This is a genomic window from Actinosynnema pretiosum, from assembly GCF_024171695.1.
GTDB classification, from domain to species: Bacteria; Actinomycetota; Actinomycetes; order Mycobacteriales; family Pseudonocardiaceae; genus Actinosynnema; species Actinosynnema pretiosum.
On record NZ_JAMTCF010000009.1, the window covers coordinates 240,147 to 258,695 of the forward strand.

The 18,549-nt window shown below is 71.0% G+C and carries 19 protein-coding genes; 10 read left to right on the forward strand and 9 right to left on the reverse strand.

The annotated features are described in order from the left end of the window. Positions 1 to 586: 586 nt before the first annotated feature. Positions 587 to 1,807: an acetyl-CoA C-acetyltransferase gene (locus LV78_RS20285; RefSeq protein WP_253846832.1), complete on the reverse strand. Its 1,221-nt coding sequence runs from the start codon at positions 1,805 to 1,807 to the stop codon at positions 587 to 589. Positions 1,808 to 2,031: 224 nt separating this feature from the next. Between LV78_RS20285 and LV78_RS20290 the strand changes: the two genes are divergently transcribed. The 3 genes from LV78_RS20290 (at position 2,032) to LV78_RS20300 (ending at position 6,179) form a co-directional block, all read left to right on the forward strand. After that, the gene (locus LV78_RS20290; protein WP_253846833.1) at positions 2,032 to 3,402 is read left to right on the forward strand and encodes a cystathionine beta-synthase; all 1,371 of its coding nucleotides are present in this window, start codon (positions 2,032 to 2,034) and stop codon (positions 3,400 to 3,402) included. Positions 3,403 to 3,662: 260 nt separating this feature from the next. Beyond that, positions 3,663 to 4,781, forward strand: coding sequence for an RDD family protein (locus LV78_RS20295; RefSeq protein WP_253846834.1), 1,119 nt, complete (start codon positions 3,663 to 3,665; stop codon positions 4,779 to 4,781). A 246-nt stretch (positions 4,782 to 5,027) separates the two neighbouring features. Beyond that, positions 5,028 to 6,179, forward strand: a complete 1,152-nt coding sequence (locus LV78_RS20300; RefSeq protein ID WP_253846835.1) for a cystathionine gamma-synthase — start codon at positions 5,028 to 5,030, stop codon at positions 6,177 to 6,179. Between the two features lie 109 nt (positions 6,180 to 6,288). On the opposite strand, the gene LV78_RS20305 is transcribed toward LV78_RS20300, so the two are convergent. From LV78_RS20305 to hppD, 3 genes are all read right to left on the reverse strand, one after another. Then, positions 6,289 to 6,561, reverse strand: a complete 273-nt coding sequence (locus LV78_RS20305; protein WP_012783328.1) for a DUF2277 domain-containing protein — start codon at positions 6,559 to 6,561, stop codon at positions 6,289 to 6,291. 33 nt (positions 6,562 to 6,594) lie between these two features. Next, positions 6,595 to 6,819, reverse strand: a complete 225-nt coding sequence (locus LV78_RS20310; protein ID WP_096491478.1) for a hypothetical protein — start codon at positions 6,817 to 6,819, stop codon at positions 6,595 to 6,597. 133 nt (positions 6,820 to 6,952) lie between these two features. Further along, positions 6,953 to 8,134: a 4-hydroxyphenylpyruvate dioxygenase gene (gene hppD / locus LV78_RS20315; protein WP_253846836.1), complete on the reverse strand. Its 1,182-nt coding sequence runs from the start codon at positions 8,132 to 8,134 to the stop codon at positions 6,953 to 6,955. 75 nt (positions 8,135 to 8,209) lie between these two features. On the opposite strand from hppD, the gene LV78_RS20320 reads away from it, so the two are divergent. After that, positions 8,210 to 8,722, forward strand: coding sequence for an Lrp/AsnC family transcriptional regulator (locus LV78_RS20320; protein ID WP_253846837.1), 513 nt, complete (start codon positions 8,210 to 8,212; stop codon positions 8,720 to 8,722). A 134-nt stretch (positions 8,723 to 8,856) separates the two neighbouring features. Here LV78_RS20320 and greA read toward each other — a convergent pair whose 3' ends face one another. Then, complete coding sequence (gene greA / locus LV78_RS20325; RefSeq protein WP_253846838.1) at positions 8,857 to 9,351, reverse strand: transcription elongation factor GreA; 495 nt, start codon at positions 9,349 to 9,351, stop codon at positions 8,857 to 8,859. A 206-nt stretch (positions 9,352 to 9,557) separates the two neighbouring features. Continuing rightward, positions 9,558 to 9,977, reverse strand: a complete 420-nt coding sequence (locus LV78_RS20330; RefSeq protein ID WP_253846839.1) for a DUF4307 domain-containing protein — start codon at positions 9,975 to 9,977, stop codon at positions 9,558 to 9,560. Between the two features lie 109 nt (positions 9,978 to 10,086). On the opposite strand from LV78_RS20330, the gene mca reads away from it, so the two are divergent. Further along, entirely contained in the window at positions 10,087 to 10,968 is an 882-nt protein-coding gene (gene mca / locus LV78_RS20335) for a mycothiol conjugate amidase Mca (RefSeq protein WP_253846840.1), read from the forward strand. Further along, positions 10,965 to 11,333, forward strand: a complete 369-nt coding sequence (locus LV78_RS20340; protein ID WP_253846841.1) for a hypothetical protein — start codon at positions 10,965 to 10,967, stop codon at positions 11,331 to 11,333. The genes mca and LV78_RS20340 overlap by 4 nt, the downstream gene beginning before the upstream one ends. A 49-nt stretch (positions 11,334 to 11,382) precedes the next feature. Here LV78_RS20340 and LV78_RS20345 read toward each other — a convergent pair whose 3' ends face one another. Beyond that, positions 11,383 to 11,943, reverse strand: coding sequence for a hypothetical protein (locus LV78_RS20345; RefSeq protein ID WP_253846842.1), 561 nt, complete (start codon positions 11,941 to 11,943; stop codon positions 11,383 to 11,385). A gap of 543 nt (positions 11,944 to 12,486) precedes the next feature. On the opposite strand from LV78_RS20345, the gene LV78_RS20350 reads away from it, so the two are divergent. From LV78_RS20350 to LV78_RS20360, 3 genes are all read left to right on the forward strand, one after another. Continuing rightward, entirely contained in the window at positions 12,487 to 14,460 is a 1,974-nt protein-coding gene (locus tag LV78_RS20350) for a thioredoxin domain-containing protein (protein WP_253846843.1), read from the forward strand. Positions 14,461 to 14,823: 363 nt separating this feature from the next. Continuing rightward, the gene (locus LV78_RS20355; RefSeq protein WP_253846942.1) at positions 14,824 to 15,483 is read left to right on the forward strand and encodes a Panacea domain-containing protein; all 660 of its coding nucleotides are present in this window, start codon (positions 14,824 to 14,826) and stop codon (positions 15,481 to 15,483) included. Positions 15,484 to 15,485: 2 nt separating this feature from the next. After that, positions 15,486 to 16,130: a hypothetical protein gene (locus tag LV78_RS20360; RefSeq protein WP_253846844.1), complete on the forward strand. Its 645-nt coding sequence runs from the start codon at positions 15,486 to 15,488 to the stop codon at positions 16,128 to 16,130. A gap of 139 nt (positions 16,131 to 16,269) precedes the next feature. Here the strand turns inward: LV78_RS20360 and trhA are convergent, their stop codons facing one another. After that, positions 16,270 to 16,896 (reverse strand): PAQR family membrane homeostasis protein TrhA, encoded by a 627-nt coding sequence (trhA, locus tag LV78_RS20365; protein WP_301306962.1) that lies wholly within the window; start codon positions 16,894 to 16,896, stop codon positions 16,270 to 16,272. Positions 16,897 to 17,029: 133 nt separating this feature from the next. Between trhA and LV78_RS20370 the strand changes: the two genes are divergently transcribed. After that, positions 17,030 to 17,809, forward strand: a complete 780-nt coding sequence (locus tag LV78_RS20370) for an isoprenyl transferase (protein ID WP_253846846.1) — start codon at positions 17,030 to 17,032, stop codon at positions 17,807 to 17,809. Between the two features lie 265 nt (positions 17,810 to 18,074). Here LV78_RS20370 and LV78_RS20375 read toward each other — a convergent pair whose 3' ends face one another. Then, complete coding sequence (locus tag LV78_RS20375) at positions 18,075 to 18,401, reverse strand: hypothetical protein (protein WP_253846847.1); 327 nt, start codon at positions 18,399 to 18,401, stop codon at positions 18,075 to 18,077. Between the last annotated feature and the right edge of the window lie 148 nt (positions 18,402 to 18,549).

Consider the following 18,549-nt stretch of genomic DNA (forward strand, 5'->3'; position numbering starts at 1 on the left):
GCACCACCAACAAAACAGCCACCGGCCAGCAGAGCCCGTCCCCCTCTTTTTTGGAGGCCTGCCCCGCCGGCGAGGCGAGCCCTTAAGCTTTTGATCTTGGCTCGTCCCCCAAGCCAAACCCAAACCCCAAACCCAAACCCCTCAACAAGGCTGCCCACTCCGGGGCCCAGGGTGAACGATCAACGCACTCCCCTCCCCCCGCAACCGCAACAAGCAAGCCACGCACAACTCCCCGCGCGCCTCAAGCCCCACCCCATCCGGCAGCCTGATCCCCTCCGAACAGGCGGCCAGGTACGCCTCCCCGCTCCAGAGGTACGCGTGGCACAACCCCTCACCCCCGCCCCGCCACCACACGTGAGACATGAGGCCTCCTCCGTTCGGCGGACGCCCAACCGCCCGGATGGCGATGCTGCCACCCGCCGCCCCCGCCAAACACCCCCCGCCGGGCGGCGCTCACGCATTTCCACCGGATGGTTCAACGGAAACCACGCGAACCCCGCCCGCCACGAGAAACCCTCACCTCACCCCACCCGCTAGCTCACCAACTCACCCGCTAGCTCACCACCAACTCCCCCCACCCCACCCGCTAGCTCAACCGCTCCAACACCATCGCCATCCCCTGCCCCCCACCCACGCACATCGTCTCCAACCCGAACTGCTTGTCGTGCGTCCGCAAAGAGTTGATCAACGTGGTGGTGATCCGAGCCCCGGTCATCCCGAACGGATGCCCCACCGCGATCGCCCCACCGTTCACGTTCACCCGGTCCAGCTCGACCCCCAACCCCCGATAAGACGGAATGACCTGGGCCGCGAACGCCTCGTTGATCTCCACCAGGTCGATGTCCGACACCGACAACCCGGCCAGCGCCAAAGCCCGCCGCGAGGCCTCCACCGGCCCCAACCCCATGATCTCCGGCGACAACCCGGAAACCCCGGTGGACACCACCCGAGCCAACGGCGTGATCCCCAACTCCTTGGCCTTCACGTCGCTCATCACCACCAGCGCCGCAGCCCCGTCGTTCAACGGGCAGCAGTTCCCCGCCGTGACCCGCCCGTCCGGCCGGAACACCGGCTTCAACCCGGACACCCCCTCCAGCGTCACCCCCGCCCGAGGCCCGTCGTCCGCCGTCACCACCACCCCGCCCGGCGTGGTCACCGGCGTGATCTCCCGCGCCCAGAACCCGCTCGCGATCGCCTTCTCCGCCAGGTTCTGCGACCGGACCCCGAACTCGTCCATCTCCGCCCGCGTCACCCCCTCGGCCAGCGCCAGGTTCTCCGCCGTCTGCCCCATCGCGACGTACACGTCCGGCAGCTCCCCGAGCTCCCTGGGGTCCCGCCACTCGTCGGCCCCCTGCTCGGCCACCACCCGGCTCCGCTCACCCGCGGCCCCGAACAGCGGGTTCCTGGTGTCCGGCCAGCTGTCCGAGCTCCCCCTCGCGAAGCTCGACACCACCTCCACCCCGGCGCTGATGAACACGTCCCCCTCGCCCGCCTTGATCGCGTGCAGCGCCATCCGGGTGGTCTGGAGGCTCGACGCGCAGTACCGGGTCACCGTCGTCCCCGGCAGCCCGTCGTGCCCCAGCAGCACCGCCACCACCCGCGCCATGTTGAACCCCTGCTCCCCACCGGGGAGCCCGCACCCGAGCATCAGGTCGTCGATCTCCCTGGGGTCCAGCTCGGGAACCTTCTCCAACGCCGCCCGCACCACCTGCACGGCGAGGTCGTCGGGCCGGACGTCCTTCAACGACCCCTTGCCCGCCCGGCCGATCGGGGAGCGGGCCGCTGAGACGATGACGGCTTCAGGCATGGTGGGAACCCCTTCACGATGTCGCCGTTCGACGCGCCTCGACGCGCGCCACGCCCTCAAGTTAACGCTCGTTCAGCGCTTCGTCGTTAACGCTCGTTCAGCACTTCGTCGCCCGGACAGGTGACCTGGTCCCCGTCCCACCCCGTGCTCGGCGGCGGCGAACCGACCCCTCCGCCGGATACGCTCGTCCGCGTCGTGGAACGCCGTGGAAGGGACCTGGACCGGTGGAGTACGTCGAGAGCGTCGTCGACCTGGTGGGGAACACGCCGCTGGTGCGGCTCAACGCGGTCGCTGAAGGGCTCAAGCCGCTCGTGCTGGCCAAGGTCGAGTACCTGAACCCCGGCGGCAGCGTGAAGGACCGCATCGCACTGCGCATGGTCGAGGCCGCCGAGCGGTCCGGCGCCCTGGGGCCCGGCGGCACCATCGTCGAGCCGACCTCCGGCAACACCGGGGTCGGCCTGGCGCTGGTGGCGCAGCAGAAGGGCTACAAGTGCGTCTTCGTCTGCCCGGACAAGGTCAGCGTCGACAAGCGCAACGTGCTCAAGGCCTACGGCGCCGAGGTCGTGGTCTGCCCGACCGCCGTCGCGCCCGAGCACCCCGACTCCTACTACAACGTGTCGGACCGGCTCGTCGCCGAGATCCCCGGCGCCTGGAAGCCCAACCAGTACGCCAACCCGGAGAACCCGGCCAGCCACTACCACGGCACCGGTCCCGAGCTGTGGCGGCAGACCGAGGGCCGGATCACCCACTTCGTCGCGGGCGTCGGCACCGGCGGCACGATCTCCGGCACCGGCCGCTACCTCAAGGAGGCCTCCGAGGGCCGCGTCAAGGTCATCGGCGCCGACCCCGAGGGCTCGGTCTACTCCGGCGGGTCCGGTCGCCCGTACCTGGTCGAGGGCGTCGGTGAGGACTTCTGGCCGGACGCGTACGACCGCGGCGTGTGCGACGAGATCGTCGCGGTCTCCGACGCCGACTCGTTCGAGCTGACCCGCCGCCTCGCCCGCGAGGAGGGCCTGCTGGTCGGAGGCTCCTGCGGCATGGCGGTCGCCGCCGCGCTGCGGGTGGCCGAGAAGTGCGGCCCGGACGACGTCGTGGTCGTGCTGCTGCCCGACGGCGGTCGCGGCTACCTGTCGAGCGTGTTCAACGACCAGTGGATGGCCCAGTACGGCTTCCTGTCCCCGGACTCCACCGGCGCCACCGTGGGCGACGTGCTGCGCCGCAAGGACGGCACCATGCCCGACCTGGTGCACGCCCACCCGAACGAGACGGTCGCCGAGGCCGTGGCGATCATGCGCGAGTACGGCGTCTCCCAGATGCCCGTGGTCAACGCCGAGCCGCCGGTCATGGCCGCCGAGGTCGCGGGCGCGGTCAACGAGCGCGACCTGCTCGACGCGCTGTTCACCGGCAAGGCGCACCTGGCCGACCGGCTGGAGTCCCACATGTCGGTCAAGCTGCCCACGATCGGCGCGGGCGAGCCGGTGGGGGCCGCGATGACCGCGCTGTCCTCGGCCGACGGCGCGCTCGTGCTCGACGACGGCAAGCCCGCAGGAGTCGTGACCCGGCAGGACATCCTGGGTTTCCTCGCAGGCCGCTGACGGGTTCCCCGACGGCTCGCGAACTGTCAGAGAACCGCTCCCGAACCGTTCCCCAGCCGCTCACGAACCGCCCGAGAGCCGTCCAGGAACCGTTCTCGAAGTATTTCCCCGGTCCCGTCCCAGGTCTCTGATCTGGGGCGGGACCGCGCCGCGTTCTGCGGTTGCCCGCGATTCCACGAGTGCGATCCGCTAGCGTTGGCCGGGCACATCCGTGAACCACTACGACCAACGGGCCAACGCCTAGGGGGTTGGAAACTCCGATGAACGCTCCGCAGCCGCCAGGGGACCAGCAGTTCGGCGCTCAGCCCCAGCCCCCCGCGGCTCCCAACCCCGACGCGACCCAGGTCGTGCCGCCGGGCGCGGGCCAGCCCGCCGCGAACCCCGACGCGACCCAGGTCGTGCCGCAGGGAGCGGGCGCGAACCCCGACGCCACGCAGGTCGTCACCCCCGGCATGACCCAGGGCGCCCAGCCGAGCTCCGACGCGACCCAGGTCGTGCCCGGCGGCCAGGCCCCGCAGTACGGCACGCCGTCCGCGTCCGGCGGCTTCCCGGCGCAGCAGCCGGGGTACCCGCCGTCGAACCCGTACGGCCAGCCCGCCGCGCCGAACCCGTACGGCCAGCCCCAGGCCCCGTACGGCCAGCCCGGCTACGGCGGCCAGCCCGCGACGGGCATCCCCCAGGCCTACGGCCACGGCGGCTACGGCCAGCCCGCGCCGCCCGCAGGCGGGTACGCCGAGTGGGGCAGCCGCGTCATCGCCGGTCTGGTCGACCAGGGCGTCGTGGCCGTGGCCGCGATCATCGCCGTGATCCTCATGGTCGGCGTGGGACCGAGCGACATCGGCCTCATGATGAGCATCGCCGGGGTCCTCTACCTGGGCGCCTTCGGTTGGGGCATCTACAACCTCTACCTGATGGGCACCACCGGGCAGTCGTTCGGCAAGAAGGTCGCCAAGATCAAGCTGATCAGCGAGGAGACCGGGCAGGTCATCGGCTTCGGCGGCGCGTTCGTGCGCGGCCTGTGCCACTTCGTCGACTACATCGCCTGCGGCATCGGCTACTTCGCCCCGCTGTGGGAGAGCAAGAAGCAGACCTGGGCCGACAAGATCGTCAAGACGATCGTCGTCAACGTGCCCGACGCCCCCGGCGGCTACGGCCAGCCGTCCCAGCAGGGTTACGGCCAGGCCCCGCAGAACCCGTACGGCCAGCAGCCCCAGCCCGGCTACGGCCAGGCCCCGCAGCAGCCCTACGGCCAGCAGCCGGGTTACGGCCAGGCTCCCCAGCAGCCCTACGGCCAGCAGCCCGGCTACGGCCAGGCCCCGCAGAACCCGTACGGCCAGCCGCCCCAGCAGGGCTACGGCCAGCAGCCGCCCCAGTGGTGAGCTGACCCGCGAGAACCACTCGAGCGCCCGTCCCACCGCACCGGTGGGGCGGGCGCTCGTCTTTCCCGCTCACCACCCACCCGCCACCCCGCGCTCCCCTCCTCAGCCGCCACCCCCCACCCGCCCGGCCCACCCCACCCGCCCTCCGGCGGCCCCGCTTCACCCCTCCGGGCACCCCACCTCCCCCGTCCCGCCCACGCCGCGAGACGGGCGGTCCGTTCCGCGCCGGGGCCGTAGATTGACCCCATGACTGACAGCGGCCCACTCGGCTTCGCAACGCGGGCGATCCACACCGGACAGGAGCCGGACCCCACCACCGGCGCGGTCATCCCGCCGCTCTACGCCACCTCCACCTACGCCCAGGACGGCGTCGGCGGGTTGCGCAAGGGCTTCGAGTACTCGCGCACCGGCAACCCCACCCGCACCGCGCTGGAGCAGTGCCTGGCCGCGCTGGAGGGCGGCCGGTTCGGGCGGGCGTTCGCCAGCGGCATGGCCGCCACCGACACCGCGCTGCGGTCGCTGCTGCGCCCCGGTGACCACCTGGTCATCCCGAACGACGCCTACGGCGGCACGTTCCGCCTCATCGACAAGGTGCTGTCCCAGTGGGGCGTCGAGCACACCCCCGTCGCGATCTCCGACGTGGACGCCGTGCGCGCCGCGATCCGCCCGAACACCAAGCTGGTGTGGGTCGAGACGCCGACCAACCCGCTGCTCAACATCGCCGACATCGCGCTGCTGGCCGACGCCGCCCGCGACGCCTCGGTGACGCTGGTCGTGGACAACACGTTCGCCTCGCCCTACCTCCAGAACCCGCTCGAACTGGGCGCGGACGTGGTCATGCACTCCACGACCAAGTACCTCGGCGGCCACTCCGACCTCATCGGCGGCGCGCTGATCACCTCCGACGAGGAGCTGGACGCCAAGTTCGCGTTCCTGCAGAACGGTTCCGGCGCGGTGCCCAGCCCGTTCGACGCGTGGCTGACCCAGCGCAGCCTCAAGACGCTCCAGGTCCGCATGGAGAAGCACTCGGACAACGCCGAGGCGATCGCGCAGGCCCTGTCCGCGCACCCGAGGGTCGAGCGCGTGCTCTACCCCGGCCTGCCCGAGCACCCCGGCCACGAGATCGCGGCCAAGCAGATGCGCCGGTTCGGCGGCATGGTGTCGTTCCTGGTGAAGGGCGGCGAGCAGGCCGCGCTGGACGTGTGCGCGCGGACCGAGGTGTTCACCCTCGCCGAGTCGCTGGGCGGCGTCGAGTCGCTGATCGAGCACCCCGGCCGCATGACGCACGCCAGCGTCGCGGGCACCGAGCTGGAGGTCCCGTCCTCGCTCGTGCGGATCTCGGTCGGCCTCGAGGACGCCGACGACCTGATCGCCGACCTGTCGCGGGCCCTGGCCTGACGCCTGCCCGACAGCGCTCTACGACGAGCGGGGCGCCGGACCTCTTGAGGTCCGGCGCCCCGCTCGTCAGTTCCTACCGCTCAGCTCCTACCAGTCCTGCCCGTGCCGCTCAGCTCTTCGCGTACCGCTCGGCGGCCTTGGCCTTCGCCTTCGCCGCCTCGACCTCCCGGTCCCTCGGGGCCGCGGTGGTGACCAGCTCGCCCAGCAGCGCCCTGGTCGCCTCGGCCACGGCGGCGACGGCCGCCGCGAACGCCTCGGCGTTCGCGGCCGACGGCCGGGTGCTGCCGCTGACCTTGCGGACGTACTGGAGCGCCGCGGCCTCGACCTCGTCCTCGGTCGCAGGCGGCTCGAAGTTGTGGAGCACGCGGATGTTGCGGCACACGGCTTCTGCCACCTCCGAGGTGTCGGGTCAGGCTCAGGGCTGGAAGGGGTACTTGGCGTTGTCCGCCTGGACCGGAGCGGGTTCCAGGTCGGCGCCGTCCACGCAACCGCCCACGTACACGACCACATCGCCTTGCTCGACGAACCTGCCGACCTCGCCGCAACCAGCGTGCGCGACGGTGAAGAAGGCAGTCCCGGTGAGCGCCACGGCTGTGGCCACCGCTCCGGCGAACGACACGAACCGCGTCGAGAGCGCCATGCCACCTCCCCGGTGAGTGCTCGAACCCACCGCGAGCCTACCCGGACCACACACCGCCGCGCCCACGTCCTCGGCAGGTCGACAGCGCGTAACGGCAGGTAGGGGGTGTGTCACACCCTCGGTGATCACCCGGTCAGAGGTTGCCCCTGCGCTCCTGCTCGCGCTCGATCGCCTCGAACAGCGCCTTGAAGTTCCCCTTGCCGAAGCCGAGCGAGCCGTGCCGCTCGATCAGCTCGTAGAACACCGTCGGCCGGTCGCCCACCGGCTTGGTGAAGATCTGGAGCAGGTAGCCGTCCTCGTCCCGGTCCACGAGCACCTTGTGCTCCTGGAGCACCTCGATCGGCAGCCGCACCTGCCCGATGCGGGCCCGCAGCTCCGGGTCCTCGTAGTAGGAGTCGGGGGCGTCCAGGAACTCCACGCCCGCCGCGCGCATCGCGGTGATCGTCCCGATGATGTCGTTGGTGGCCAGCGCGATGTGCTGCACGCCCGCGCCGTCGTAGAACTCCAGGTACTCGTCGATCTGCGACTTCCGCTTGCCCGGCGCGGGCTCGTTGAGCGGGAACTTGACCCGGTGGTTGCCGTTCGACACCACCTTGCTCATCAGCGCCGAGTAGTCGGTGGCGATGTCGTCGCCGATGAACTCCGCCATGTTCACGAAGCCCATGACGCGGTTGTACCAGTCCACCCACTCGTCCATGCGGCCCAGCTCGACGTTGCCGACGCAGTGGTCGACCGCCTGGAACAGCCGCTTCGGCGCCCCCTCCGGCCTGCGCACCTGGGTCTGCCGCGCCTCGTAGCCCGGCAGGTACGGGCCGGAGTAGCGGGAGCGGTCCACCAGGCTGTGCCGGGTCTCGCCGTAGGCCGCGATGGCCGCCACCCGCACCGTGCCGTGCTCGTCGGACACGTCGTGCGGCTCCTCCAGCACGGTCGCGCCCTGCGCGCGGGCGTGCGCCACGCACTTGTCCACGTCGGCGACCTCCAGCGCGAGGTCGACGACGCCGTCGCCGTGCGCCCGGTGGTGCTCCAGCAGCGGGCTGCCCGGCCGGACCCCGCCGTGCAGCACGAACCGGGCCGACCCGGACCTGAGCACGTACGACTTGTGGTCGTGCTGCCCCGTCTCCGGGCCCGCGTAGGCGACCAGGTCCATGCCGAACGCGGACTGGTAGAACAGCGCGGCCTGGGTGGCGTTGCCGACCACGAAGACCACGGCGTCCATCGACCGCACCGGGAACGGGTCGCGAGTCCCGTCGTAGTCGACCAGGCCCACCAGTTGGCGGAGCTGGTCGTAGCTCACGTCGTCAAGCTGATGCGTCATGCGTCACAGCCTGGGCCCGCGTGCGCAAGATGGGCAACAGTCCGGGTTTCCGCTGAGCAGAATGTACAGTCAGGCGTGCCCGACGACCGGCAGGCTGAGCACTCTGACCACGAGGTGGACGCGCTCGACGCGCGGTTGCTGCTGCTGCTCACCGACGAGCCGAGGCTGGGCGTGCTGGAGTGCTCGCGCAGGCTGGGCGTCGCGCGCGGCACCGTGCAGGCCAGGCTGGACCGGCTGGTGGCGCGCGCCGTGCTGACCGGCTTCCCGCCCGCGCTGGACCTGGCCGCGATGGGCTACGGGCTGACCGCGTTCGCGGTGCTGGAGATCGCGCAGGGCGGGCGCCAGGAGGTCGTGCGCGGGCTGTCGGCGATCGACGAGGTGTGCGAGGTGCACGCCACCACCGGGCAGGGCGACCTGTTCGCGCGGCTGGTGGCCAGGTCGAACGACGACCTGCAGCGGGTCATCGACGAGATCGTGGCGGTGCCGGGGGTGCGCAGGATGTCGACCTCGATCGCGCTGTCGACCCCGGTCCCGCCGAGGGTGCGCCCGCTGCTGGAGCGGGTCCGCCGGGGAAGCCCCGACCGCTGACCTGCCCCGACCGCCACCCCGCCCTGACGTGCGAAAAGGGCGGGTCGACGCCGCAGCGCCCTCCCGCCCTCCCAGCTCTGATGCTCGAAGGGCGGCCATCCTGTCAGGAGGCCGCCCGTGGCATCTCGCACCGTTCAGCTCGCGTACGGAACCGCCTTGATCAGCGACACCTTCATCGTGCTGCCGTTGGGCAGCTCGTACTCGCGGGTCTCGCCCTCCTTGGCGCCCAGCAGGGCCTTGCCCAGCGGGGACGAGGGGGAGTAGACCTCGGTGCCGCCGTGCGCGCCCTCCTCGCGGGTGGCGAGCAGGAACTCCTCGGTCTCGTCGTCGCCCTCGTAGCGCACCGTGAGCACCATGCCCGGCGCGGCGATGCCGGTGACGGTCGGGGCCTCGCCGACCTTGGCGACGCGGAGCAGCTCCTGGAGCTGGCGGATGCGGGCCTCCTGCTTGCCCTGCTCCTCGCGCGCCGCGTGGTAACCGCCGTTCTCGCGGAGGTCGCCCTCCTCACGGCGGGCGTTGATCTCCGCGGCGATGACCGGACGGTTCTCGATCATCTCGTCCAGTTCGGCCTTGAGCCGGTCGTAGGCCTCCTGGGTCAGCCAGGTCACCTCGGTGTCGCTCACGGTCACCAACTCCTCGTCTTGCTCCAGGCCTGCCTGCGTGGGCCGGCAGTTCCCGGACGCGAACGCCCGGAACGGAAAAACACGGCCCACGCCGGGGCCGTGCTGAAGGGCTAGGGTAACACGACGGCAACGGCCGCCGGCCGGTTTCAGTTCCCGGTCGGGGCCTCGAACTCGCAGATCACCCGCTTGGCCGCCGAGGCGGCCCGACGCAGCTACTCCTGGTTCAAATAGGCGGGCACCTCGTAGGAGCAGCCGAAGACCTCACCGGTCACCGGGGGCTTGGACGTGCGCACGACACCGGTCTCCACGGTGCCCCCGTCGCTGGGCCGCACGAGCACCTCGCGCCTGCCCGCCTCCTCGCCGTCCAGCGAGAGCGCGCGCAGCACGCACACGGCCGGGCGCTCGGGCTGGTCGCGGTCGACGGTGAAGACGACCTCCATCAGGTCGTCGCCCAGCGCGTTGTACCGGAGCTTGTCGGAGGCGATCGGGGACGAGCCGAAGTTCGAGTACCCGGCCCAGCCGACGGCCGCGCCCGCGACGATCCCGGCTACCAGGAGTGACCAGCGGGCCCACTTGGGCAGCGGCTTCCTGGCCGTTCCGTACCTGCCTTCGGGGAGCGCGCGCCGTGCCACTTCCGTGATCCTCCCACCGGTGGGGAACAATCCACCTCGACAACCGAGTTGAAGTGTCGCAGGGCCCGACCGGGCCTTTAACGGCAGGGTTCCGGAGGAACTGCACGGCATGGGTGAGAAGCTGCGGCTGATGGCGGTGCACGCGCACCCCGACGACGAGTCGAGCAAGGGCGCGGCCACGATGGCCAAGTACGTCGCCGAGGGTCACGAGGTCATGGTGGTGACCTGCACCGGCGGTGAGGCGGGCAGCATCCTGAACCCCGCGATGGACCGGCCGGACGTCCTGGCCAACATGGGCGAGATCCGCAAGGCCGAGATGGCGCGGGCCGCCGAGATCCTGGGCATCCGGCACCGCTGGCTCGGGTTCGTCGACTCCGGCCTCCCCGAGGGCGACCCGCTGCCCCCGCTGCCCGAGGGCTGCTTCGCCCTCGTGCCGCTGGAGGAGTCGGTGCCCCCGCTGGTGGAGGTGATCCGCGAGTTCCGGCCGCACGTCATCGTCACGTACGACGAGAACGGCGGGTACCCGCACCCCGACCACATCCGCTGCCACGAGGTCTCGATCGCCGCGTTCGACGCGGCGGGCGACCCGGACGCGCACCCCGAGCTGGGTGAGCCGTGGCAGCCCCTCAAGCTCTACTACTCGCACGGCTTCTCGCGGGCCAAGCTGACCGCCTTCCACGAGGCGATCCTGGCCAGGGGCGAGGAGTCGCCCTACACCGAGTGGCTGTCCGGTTGGAACAAGGACCAGCCCGACGTCATGGAGCGGGTCACCACGCAGGTCGAGTGCGCGGACTACTTCCCGCAGCGCGACGCGGCCCTGCTGGCGCACGCCACCCAGATCGACCCGGCGAGCCGCTGGTTCGCCGTGCCGCTGGAGCTCCAGCGCGAGCTGTGGCCCACCGAGGAGTACGAGCTCCACCGGTCGCTGGTCGACAGCACCGTGCCGGAGGACGACCTGTTCGCGGGAATTCGGGAGAGGGTGACGGTGTGAACCCGGTGCCGTGGTCGCAGACCACCGCCTTGGTGGTGGCGCAGCAGCCGAGGGAGAACGACCCCGGCGGCCAGAAGGAGGACTTCGGCAAGTCCTCCCCGGTCGGCCTGCTGATGCTGGTGCTGCTGCTGGCGTCGGTGTTCCTGCTGGTCAGGTCGATGAACAAGAAGCTGAAGAAGCTGCCGGTGTCGTTCGGCGCCGAGGGGGCCGACGGGGCGGGCGCCGAGGCGAAGGAGCCGGTGGCCGCGAACGCGGGCGCGAGCGTCATCGCCGCGGGCAAGGCCGCCGCGAAGGCCGCCAAGGCCGAGAAGAAGGCGGGCGGGGACTCCGCCGCACCGGCCGCCGAGGCGCCGGAGAAGGACTGAGCCCGAGCGCGGGGCGGGGTCGGGGGCACGTGCTCCCGACCCCGCACCGTCACGCCCGCCAGCCGGTCTCGTCGCCCCGGCCCAGCCGCACGGGACAGTCGTCCAACAGCCCGTCGATCCGGCAGCCGACCTCGGCGAACGCGACCAGCTCCCGGCTCAGGTAGCCCATCACGTCGTACAGGTCCTCGCGCAGCGCGTGCAGCGGCAGGTGCCACACCGGCTCGCCGTGCGAGTTGCGGTTGCGCAGCCGGTGCAGGTTCCCGACCTGGCGCTCCACCAGCTTGCGGTCCTTGCCCGGCAGGTGCGGGAACGCCCGGCGCGCGCTCGGCCACAGCGTGCTGGTGTAGCGGGTGGTCAGCAGGTAGCGCCAGAACCCGAACCCGAGCGCGGTGACCAGGTAGTCGCCGGTCACCGGCTTGCCCCACTTGCGCAGGTCGGTGCGCGCCTTGCCGATCGCCTGGTGCGCCGCGACGTTCAGCTCGCGCGCCGGGTCGTCCCACCACGCCCCCGGCCGCCCGAGCCTGCGGTGCCGCCGCTCCAGCTCCCGCGCCACGCCGTTGCGCAGCGCCACCTCCAGGTGGCCGCTGGTCTCCTGGAACGCCGACGTCACCTGCCCGTTCCACCGGTACAACCGGGCCGCGAGCCCGACGTCCCCGCCGCACCGGGCGAGGTAGGGGGCCGTCCTCGGGCCGCTGAACAGGTCGATGAGGGGGTCTCGGGAAATTGCCGCTGCTCCTTCGGCCGGGGTACGTTGGTGGTGGAAACCGCTGAACGGTCCCTGGCTCTCCTCATCCGAGCGGCCACACCACCGCGGTCGAGGGACACCGAAGGTGCCGCCCCCGCGAGCGGGCGGCACCTTCTTCTTCTCAGGCCTATTCCGAGCTGACTCCGGGGCAATTCACGGGTCGGTCGTCGACCCTGGCTGAGGTCCATTGGAATGGATCAACCCTAGCAGTGCGCCAACTGTGGGGTCAAGATCGTTCAGGTTGCGGTGCGGTGAATGTTTCCGCAGGTCGGAGCGGGTAGAAGGATTGTTCTAAACCGCTTTTCCCTTTCCCGTTTAATCGTTTGAACGGATTGTCCCCGAGAGCGCCGTCGAACCGGGTTCACGGCTGTCGGACCTTCTTCGCGCGTCGGGACTAGGGTTGGAACCATGACGAACCGGCTCGCGTCCGCGACCAGCCCGTACCTGCTCCAGCACGCCGACAACCCGGTGCACTGGTGGGAGTGGAGCCCGGAGGCGTTCGCCGAGGCCCGCGAGCGCGGCGTCCCGGTGCTGCTGTCGGTCGGGTACGCGGCCTGCCACTGGTGCCACGTCATGGCGCACGAGTCGTTCGAGGACGCGGAGACCGCCGAGTACCTGAACGCGCACTTCGTCAACGTCAAGGTCGACCGCGAGGAGCGGCCCGACGTGGACGCGGTCTACATGTCGGTCACCCAGGCGCTCAGCGGGCACGGCGGCTGGCCCATGACCTGCTTCCTCACCCCGGACGGCGAGCCGTTCTACGCGGGCACCTACTACCCGCCGACCCCGCGTCCGGGGATGCCGTCGTTCCGGCAGGTCCTGGAGGCCATCGAGCACGCGTGGCGCGAGCAGGGCGACGAGGTGCGGGCGTCGGCGGCGGGCATCGTCGCCCAGCTCGCGCACACCCCGCTGCCCGAGGCGGCCGTGGACGCGGACGTGCTCGACGGGGCGGTCGTGTCGCTGCTCGGGCACCTGGACCGGGGCAACGGCGGGTTCGGCGGGGCGCCCAAGTTCCCGCCGTCGATGGTGCTGGAGTTCCTGCTGCGCGACCACGAGCGCACCGGGTCCGTGCAGGCGCTGTCCATGGCCAGGCTGACCTGCGACGCGATGGCGTCCGGCGGGATCTACGACCAGCTCGGCGGCGGGTTCGCGCGGTACAGCGTCGACGCGTCCTGGGTGGTGCCGCACTTCGAGAAGATGCTCTACGACAACGCGCTGCTGCTGCGCGCGTACACCCACCTGGCCAGGCTGGTCCCGGACCAGCCGCGCTACCGCGAGGTCGTGGCGGACACCGCCGGGTTCCTGCTGCGCGACCTGCTCACCCCGGAGGGCGGGTTCGCCGCGTCGCTGGACGCGGACACCGGCGGGGTGGAGGGCGCGACGTACGCGTGGACGCCGGAGCAGCTGGTCGAGGTGCTCGGCGCCGAGGAGGGCGCGCGGGCCGCCGCGCTGTACGGGGTGACCGAGGAGGGCACGTTCGAGCACGGCGCGTCCACGCTGCGGCTGCTGGGCGAGTCCGACCCGGCGCTGAAGGCGGCCCTGCTGGCGGCGCGCGCCGAGCGCGAGCAGCCGGGGCGGGACGACAAGGTGGTGACCTCGTGGAACGGCCTGGCGATCGCGGCGCTGGCCGAGGCGGGGGCGGTGCTGGGCGTGCGGGCGTGGGTGGAGGCGGCCGAGCGCGCCGCCGGGCTGCTGCTGGACCTGCACGTGGTCGACGGCAGGCTGCTGCGCACCTCCCGCGACGGGCGGGCCGGTGGCGCGGCAGGCGTGCTGGAGGACCACGGCTGCCTGGCGGACGGGCTGCTGGCGCTGCACCAGGTCACCGGGACCGCCCGGTGGCTGACGGCGGCGTGCGACGTGCTGGACGTGGCGCTGGCCCGCTTCGCGGGCGACGAGCCCGGCGTCTGGTACGACACGGCCGACGACGCGGAGACCCTGGTCCACCGCCCGGCCGACCCGGCCGACAACGCGAGCCCGTCCGGGGCGTCGTCGCTGGCGGGGGCGCTGCTGACCGCGTCGGCGCTGGGCGCGCCGAGGGCGGGGGAGTACCGGGAGGCGGCCGAGCGGGCGGTGGCGCGCGCGGGGCTGCTGGTGGCGCGGGAGCCGAGGTTCGCCGGGCACTGGCTGAGCGTCGCGGAGGCGCTGGCGATGGGCCCGGTGCAGGTGGCACTGGTGGGCGGCTCCCCGAGCCTGCTGGCGGCGGCCTGGTCGGGCGTGCACGGCGGCGGAGTGGTGGTGTCGGGCGACCCCGACACGGCCCCGCTCCTGGCGGACCGGCCGCTGGTGGGCGGGGAACCGGCGGCGTACGTGTGCCGGGGCTTCGTGTGCGACCGGCCGGTGACGACGGTGGAGGACCTGACGGCGGCGCTGGTGGGGCGGTAAGGGCAACGTCGGACGTGGGGCCGTGGAACTGCGGCCCTGCGCCCTGGGGCCGGGAAAATCTCACCTGAATGGGTGAGCTTGACGGTGTTTGCCCCTATGCGCTGATCACGGCCATCATGGACAGCGCGAGATCTCCGCGTTCCGAGGGCCGGGTGTGATCAGGGAGCGCGGGAGTGATCGTGCGATGGGCAGTAATGATCATGGGATGTGACACGTGGTGAATCACGTGCGACGCGATCGTGGCGAACTAGAACGTTTGGGTTACGCGACTCGGGAACGCACTGGTGGCTGCCGTAGTCATGGGAGACTGAACATGGTGAACGGTGGGATGTTCCTCTGGTGGTGGAGCGGAGCGTGAAGGGGATGCTGTCGGCTGACGACGTCGCTTCGGTGATCATCGCTCGTTCCGGCGAGTGGATGGACGCGATGCGGTTGCAGAAGCTCCTCTACTACACCCAGGCGTGGCACTTGGCCGTCACCGACGAACCGCTCTTCGGTGAGCAGATCAAGGCCTGGAAGGACGGGCCCGTCGTACCGCAGGTGTGGCACTCCCGGCGTGAGAAGGGCAGTCGCCGCCCTGCCGTGCAGGAGGTCGAGTCCGTTGAGCTGGATGAGTTGGCGTCGAACCTCGTGGACCTGGTCCTGGGCTCTTACGGCTCCATGTCGGGGGAGGAGCTCAGTGCGCTCACCCATGTGGAACAGCCTTGGTTGGACGCGCGCGGCGACTTGCCCGCCGATGCTGAAGGTCGTGTCGTGATCCCCGCTGATTCCATGGCGGACTACTACCGCGCCAGCCGGAAGCTGGGTGGGCGAACAGCCTCGGACCTGGCGGTTGGCGGAGTTCACCTGCGCGCTCCCCGTGCTGTCCCTCCGGTGGACGTCGACGCCATTCTCCAGTCGTTGTCGGAGGAGTGGCATGAACCAGGTGACAACCCGTGGGGCGGCGCAAGCCTTGAAATCGGCGACGAGTACGACGCTGACGGTATAGTTCGCGAACCTGGTCGGGCCTACACGGATTCGTGACTGTGACAGATGAGCCGCGACGGCACGTCGTCGTCTTTGACTGCAACATCTACCTCGACGTGGCCCGAATCGTCGGCCCGCCTTTCTCCTGGCAGAAGTTCGACAAGATTGCTGCCCGTTTGAGCAGGGAGTCCTTTCCTCATCCCGACCGTGCAAATGATTCGTTGCGCGCGGTGGCGGTCTGCTCCTCGGGGCGGTTCGCCGGTGGCGAGCTCCTCGAGGTGTGGACGAACGCGCACATCGACAAGATCGTGCGCGGGAAGGCAGCCGACCCGCGCCGTGTGGCCCCCTCGAGTGATCGGCGTGGCCTGGGGTGGTCCGGTGAGGACGCCCAGTCGCTCGTGGACGTGCTCATCACGGACACCATCGCCAGGTCAAGCGGTGGAACGCTGGGAAGCGGCAACTACCCCGATGGAAACCCGCCGCTGGACTACGAGGACGGCATGGTTTACGGGGCATGTCGAAAGATCTCCTCGGACGACCCGCTCTGCCACGTCTACTGCGTCACGAGGGACAAGGGTTTTCTGCAGGCCGGAGCGGAGGGGCGCTTAACCGGTCACAGCCGCGTGATCACGCCGTCGGCCTTCGTCGGTCTGGTGCGGAGTGCTCGCCAAGCCCATTCCGTCGCGGCCATGCGACCGAGGTGAGCTGCTCGGTCGGTCGTGGTTCGGCCGAGGTGGAACGCGCAAGGACCAAGCCGCCGACCGCGTCCTCCGGAGAAGGAGCGGTCGGCGACCTGCGCCTGGTCGTGGTTTTGGAGAATCCAGAAGAGCGCGGCCTCCTCGGCTACGAGTAGATCGACAACCAGATCGCCACGCAGTGGCAGCTCGCCGCGAGCACCGTCATCGCGTGGAAGAACTCGTGGTACCCGAACACGTCCGGCCAGAAGTTCGGCCAGCGGGTCGCGTAGAAGACTGCCCCGATCGTGTACATCAGGCCACCCGCGATGATCAGGGCCACCACGCCCACGCCCGCGTGGGCCAGCATGTCCGGCAGGGTGAACACGGCCACCCAGCCGAGCGCGATGTAGATGGGAACGCCCAGCCACCTGGGCGAGTTGGGCCACAGCATCTTCAGCGCCACGCCGCCCAGCGCGCCCAGCCACACGACCCACAGCACGGTGTACCCCGTGGACGCGGGCATCGCGGTCAGCGCGAACGGCGTGTACGAACCGGCGATGAACACGAAGATCATCGAGTGGTCCATGCGCTTCATCCACGTCCGGGCCTTGACGCTCTTCCAGTTCACCCGGTGGTAGAGGGCGCTGACGCCGAACAGGCCCATCAGCGTGATGCCGTACACGGTTGTCGAGTAAGCCGCCTTCGCCGACACGGTTGTCGCCGCCAGGGCGACCAGTGTCGCCGCCATGGCCACCGACACCACGAACGACCAGAGGTGCAGCCAGCCCCGCATCCGGGGGCGCAGCGCCGGAGAGGGCTGCGAAGGAACGGTAGACGCGGTCACCTGAGTGAGGTTACGGGAGCGTAGGTTTACCGGTCAGCACACGGGCGCGTGACCGAAGCCACCCGGCGTACGCTCTTTCGACGTGGGTCTCCGCGAACGCGTCAAGAACGTCCTCCTCAAGGGCTACGAGTACCGCCTCACCCGCTGGTTGGACGGAAGACAACGACCACGCCACGTCGGCGTGGTGCTCGACGGCAACCGCAGGTGGGCCAAGGAAGCGGGCTTCGACGACGTCGCCCACGGCCACCTCGCCGGTGCGCGCAAGATCCTGGAGCTGCTGAACTGGTGCCGGGAGGCCGAGGTCGAGGTGGTCACCCTGTGGCTGCTGTCCACGGACAACCTCACCCGTCCCACCAAGGAGCTCGAACCGCTGCTCGGCATCATCGCCGACATCGTCGACAAGCTGGCCGAGCCCGCCAACCCCTGGCAGGTGCGCCACGTCGGCGCGCTCGACCTGCTGCCCACCGAGACCGCGGCCCGCCTGTCCGCCGCCTCGCTGCGCACCAGGGGCCGCACGGGGCTCCAGGTCAACGTGGCGGTCGGCTACGGCGGTCGCCAGGAGATCGCCGACGCGGTGCGCAAGCTGCTGCAGAAGCACGCCGAGACCGGCGGGACGATCGAGGAGCTGGCCGAGGTCCTGGACGTGGACCACATCGCCGAGCACCTCTACACCTCCGGCCAGCCCGACCCGGACCTGCTCATCCGCACCTCGGGCGAGCAGCGGCTGTCCGGGTTCATGCTGTGGCAGTCGGCGCACTCGGAGTTCTGGTTCTGCGAGGCCTACTGGCCCGAGTTCCGCAGGACCGACTTCCTGCGCGCCCTGCGCGACTACGCGATCCGGCACCGGCGCTTCGGGTCCTGAGGGCCCGGCGGCGCCGGGGCCGACCCCCGAAGCCCGGAGGTTCGTGGTGCCGGAGCGGGGGAGCGGTTCCGGGGTTGGCGGCGGCGGGGATCGGGTAGCGGCGGTCGCCTGGCGGGGACGACCCCGGACGGGGACGACCCCGGAACCCGGCGGGAGCGCGGGGCCCTGGGGCGCTGCTTCCGGCGGCCCGGAAGCCCGTGGACGGGACCGCGCGGTCCTCAGCGGGCTTCCGGGTCGTTCCGGGTCGGCTGAGCGCCTCCGGACCTCAGCCGGGCAGGATGCCGGTCAAGCCGCCCAGCACGTCGGTCACGCCGTCGAGCGGCGACTCGCCGGTCGCGCCGCCGTCACCGGTGTTGCAGTTGTTGGACGACGGGGCGTCGGCCAGCGGCAGCGGGACCTGGACCAGGTTCACGCTGGTGCCGCACAGGCCGCCCGCGACCTTCGTGTCGGCGCCCACGTTCGCGTCGGCGTCGGCGTTCACGTCGGTCGTGGCGCCGCTCAGCACCGTCACCAGCGGGTCGGCGAACGCGGGCGAGCCGATCATGGTGAGACCGGTCGCGGCGGCCAGCAGTGCAGCGGCCTTCTTCAGCACGGGAACTCCTCGGGAGTGCGGGTGTACCTGCGGTTTCGATCGCGCCGGAAGCTACCGGCGGCGGGGAGGCGCCCCTGACCACTGACACCTTCGTGTGACGCCCTCCCCCAGGCCGGTTCGCCCGTGCGCGTGACCGTGGTGCAGCCGC

Bases quoted from the DNA above. Each gene is read 5' to 3' on its own strand.
- LV78_RS20355 (WP_253846942.1), top strand. From the start codon at position 14,824: ATGCTGTCGGCTGACGACGTCGCTTCGGTGATCATCGCTCGTTCCGGC.
- LV78_RS20310 (WP_096491478.1), bottom strand. From the start codon at position 6,819: ATGGCGCTCTCGACGCGGTTCGTGTCGTTCGCCGGAGCGGTGGCCACA.
- hppD (WP_253846836.1), bottom strand. From the start codon at position 8,134: ATGACGCATCAGCTTGACGACGTGAGCTACGACCAGCTCCGCCAACTG.
- LV78_RS20285 (WP_253846832.1), bottom strand. From the start codon at position 1,807: ATGCCTGAAGCCGTCATCGTCTCAGCGGCCCGCTCCCCGATCGGCCGG.
- LV78_RS20300 (WP_253846835.1), top strand. From the start codon at position 5,028: ATGACTGACAGCGGCCCACTCGGCTTCGCAACGCGGGCGATCCACACC.
- LV78_RS20295 (WP_253846834.1), top strand. From the start codon at position 3,663: ATGAACGCTCCGCAGCCGCCAGGGGACCAGCAGTTCGGCGCTCAGCCC.
- LV78_RS20350 (WP_253846843.1), top strand. From the start codon at position 12,487: ATGACGAACCGGCTCGCGTCCGCGACCAGCCCGTACCTGCTCCAGCAC.
- trhA (WP_301306962.1), bottom strand. From the start codon at position 16,896: ATGCGGGGCTGGCTGCACCTCTGGTCGTTCGTGGTGTCGGTGGCCATG.
- mca (WP_253846840.1), top strand. From the start codon at position 10,087: ATGGGTGAGAAGCTGCGGCTGATGGCGGTGCACGCGCACCCCGACGAC.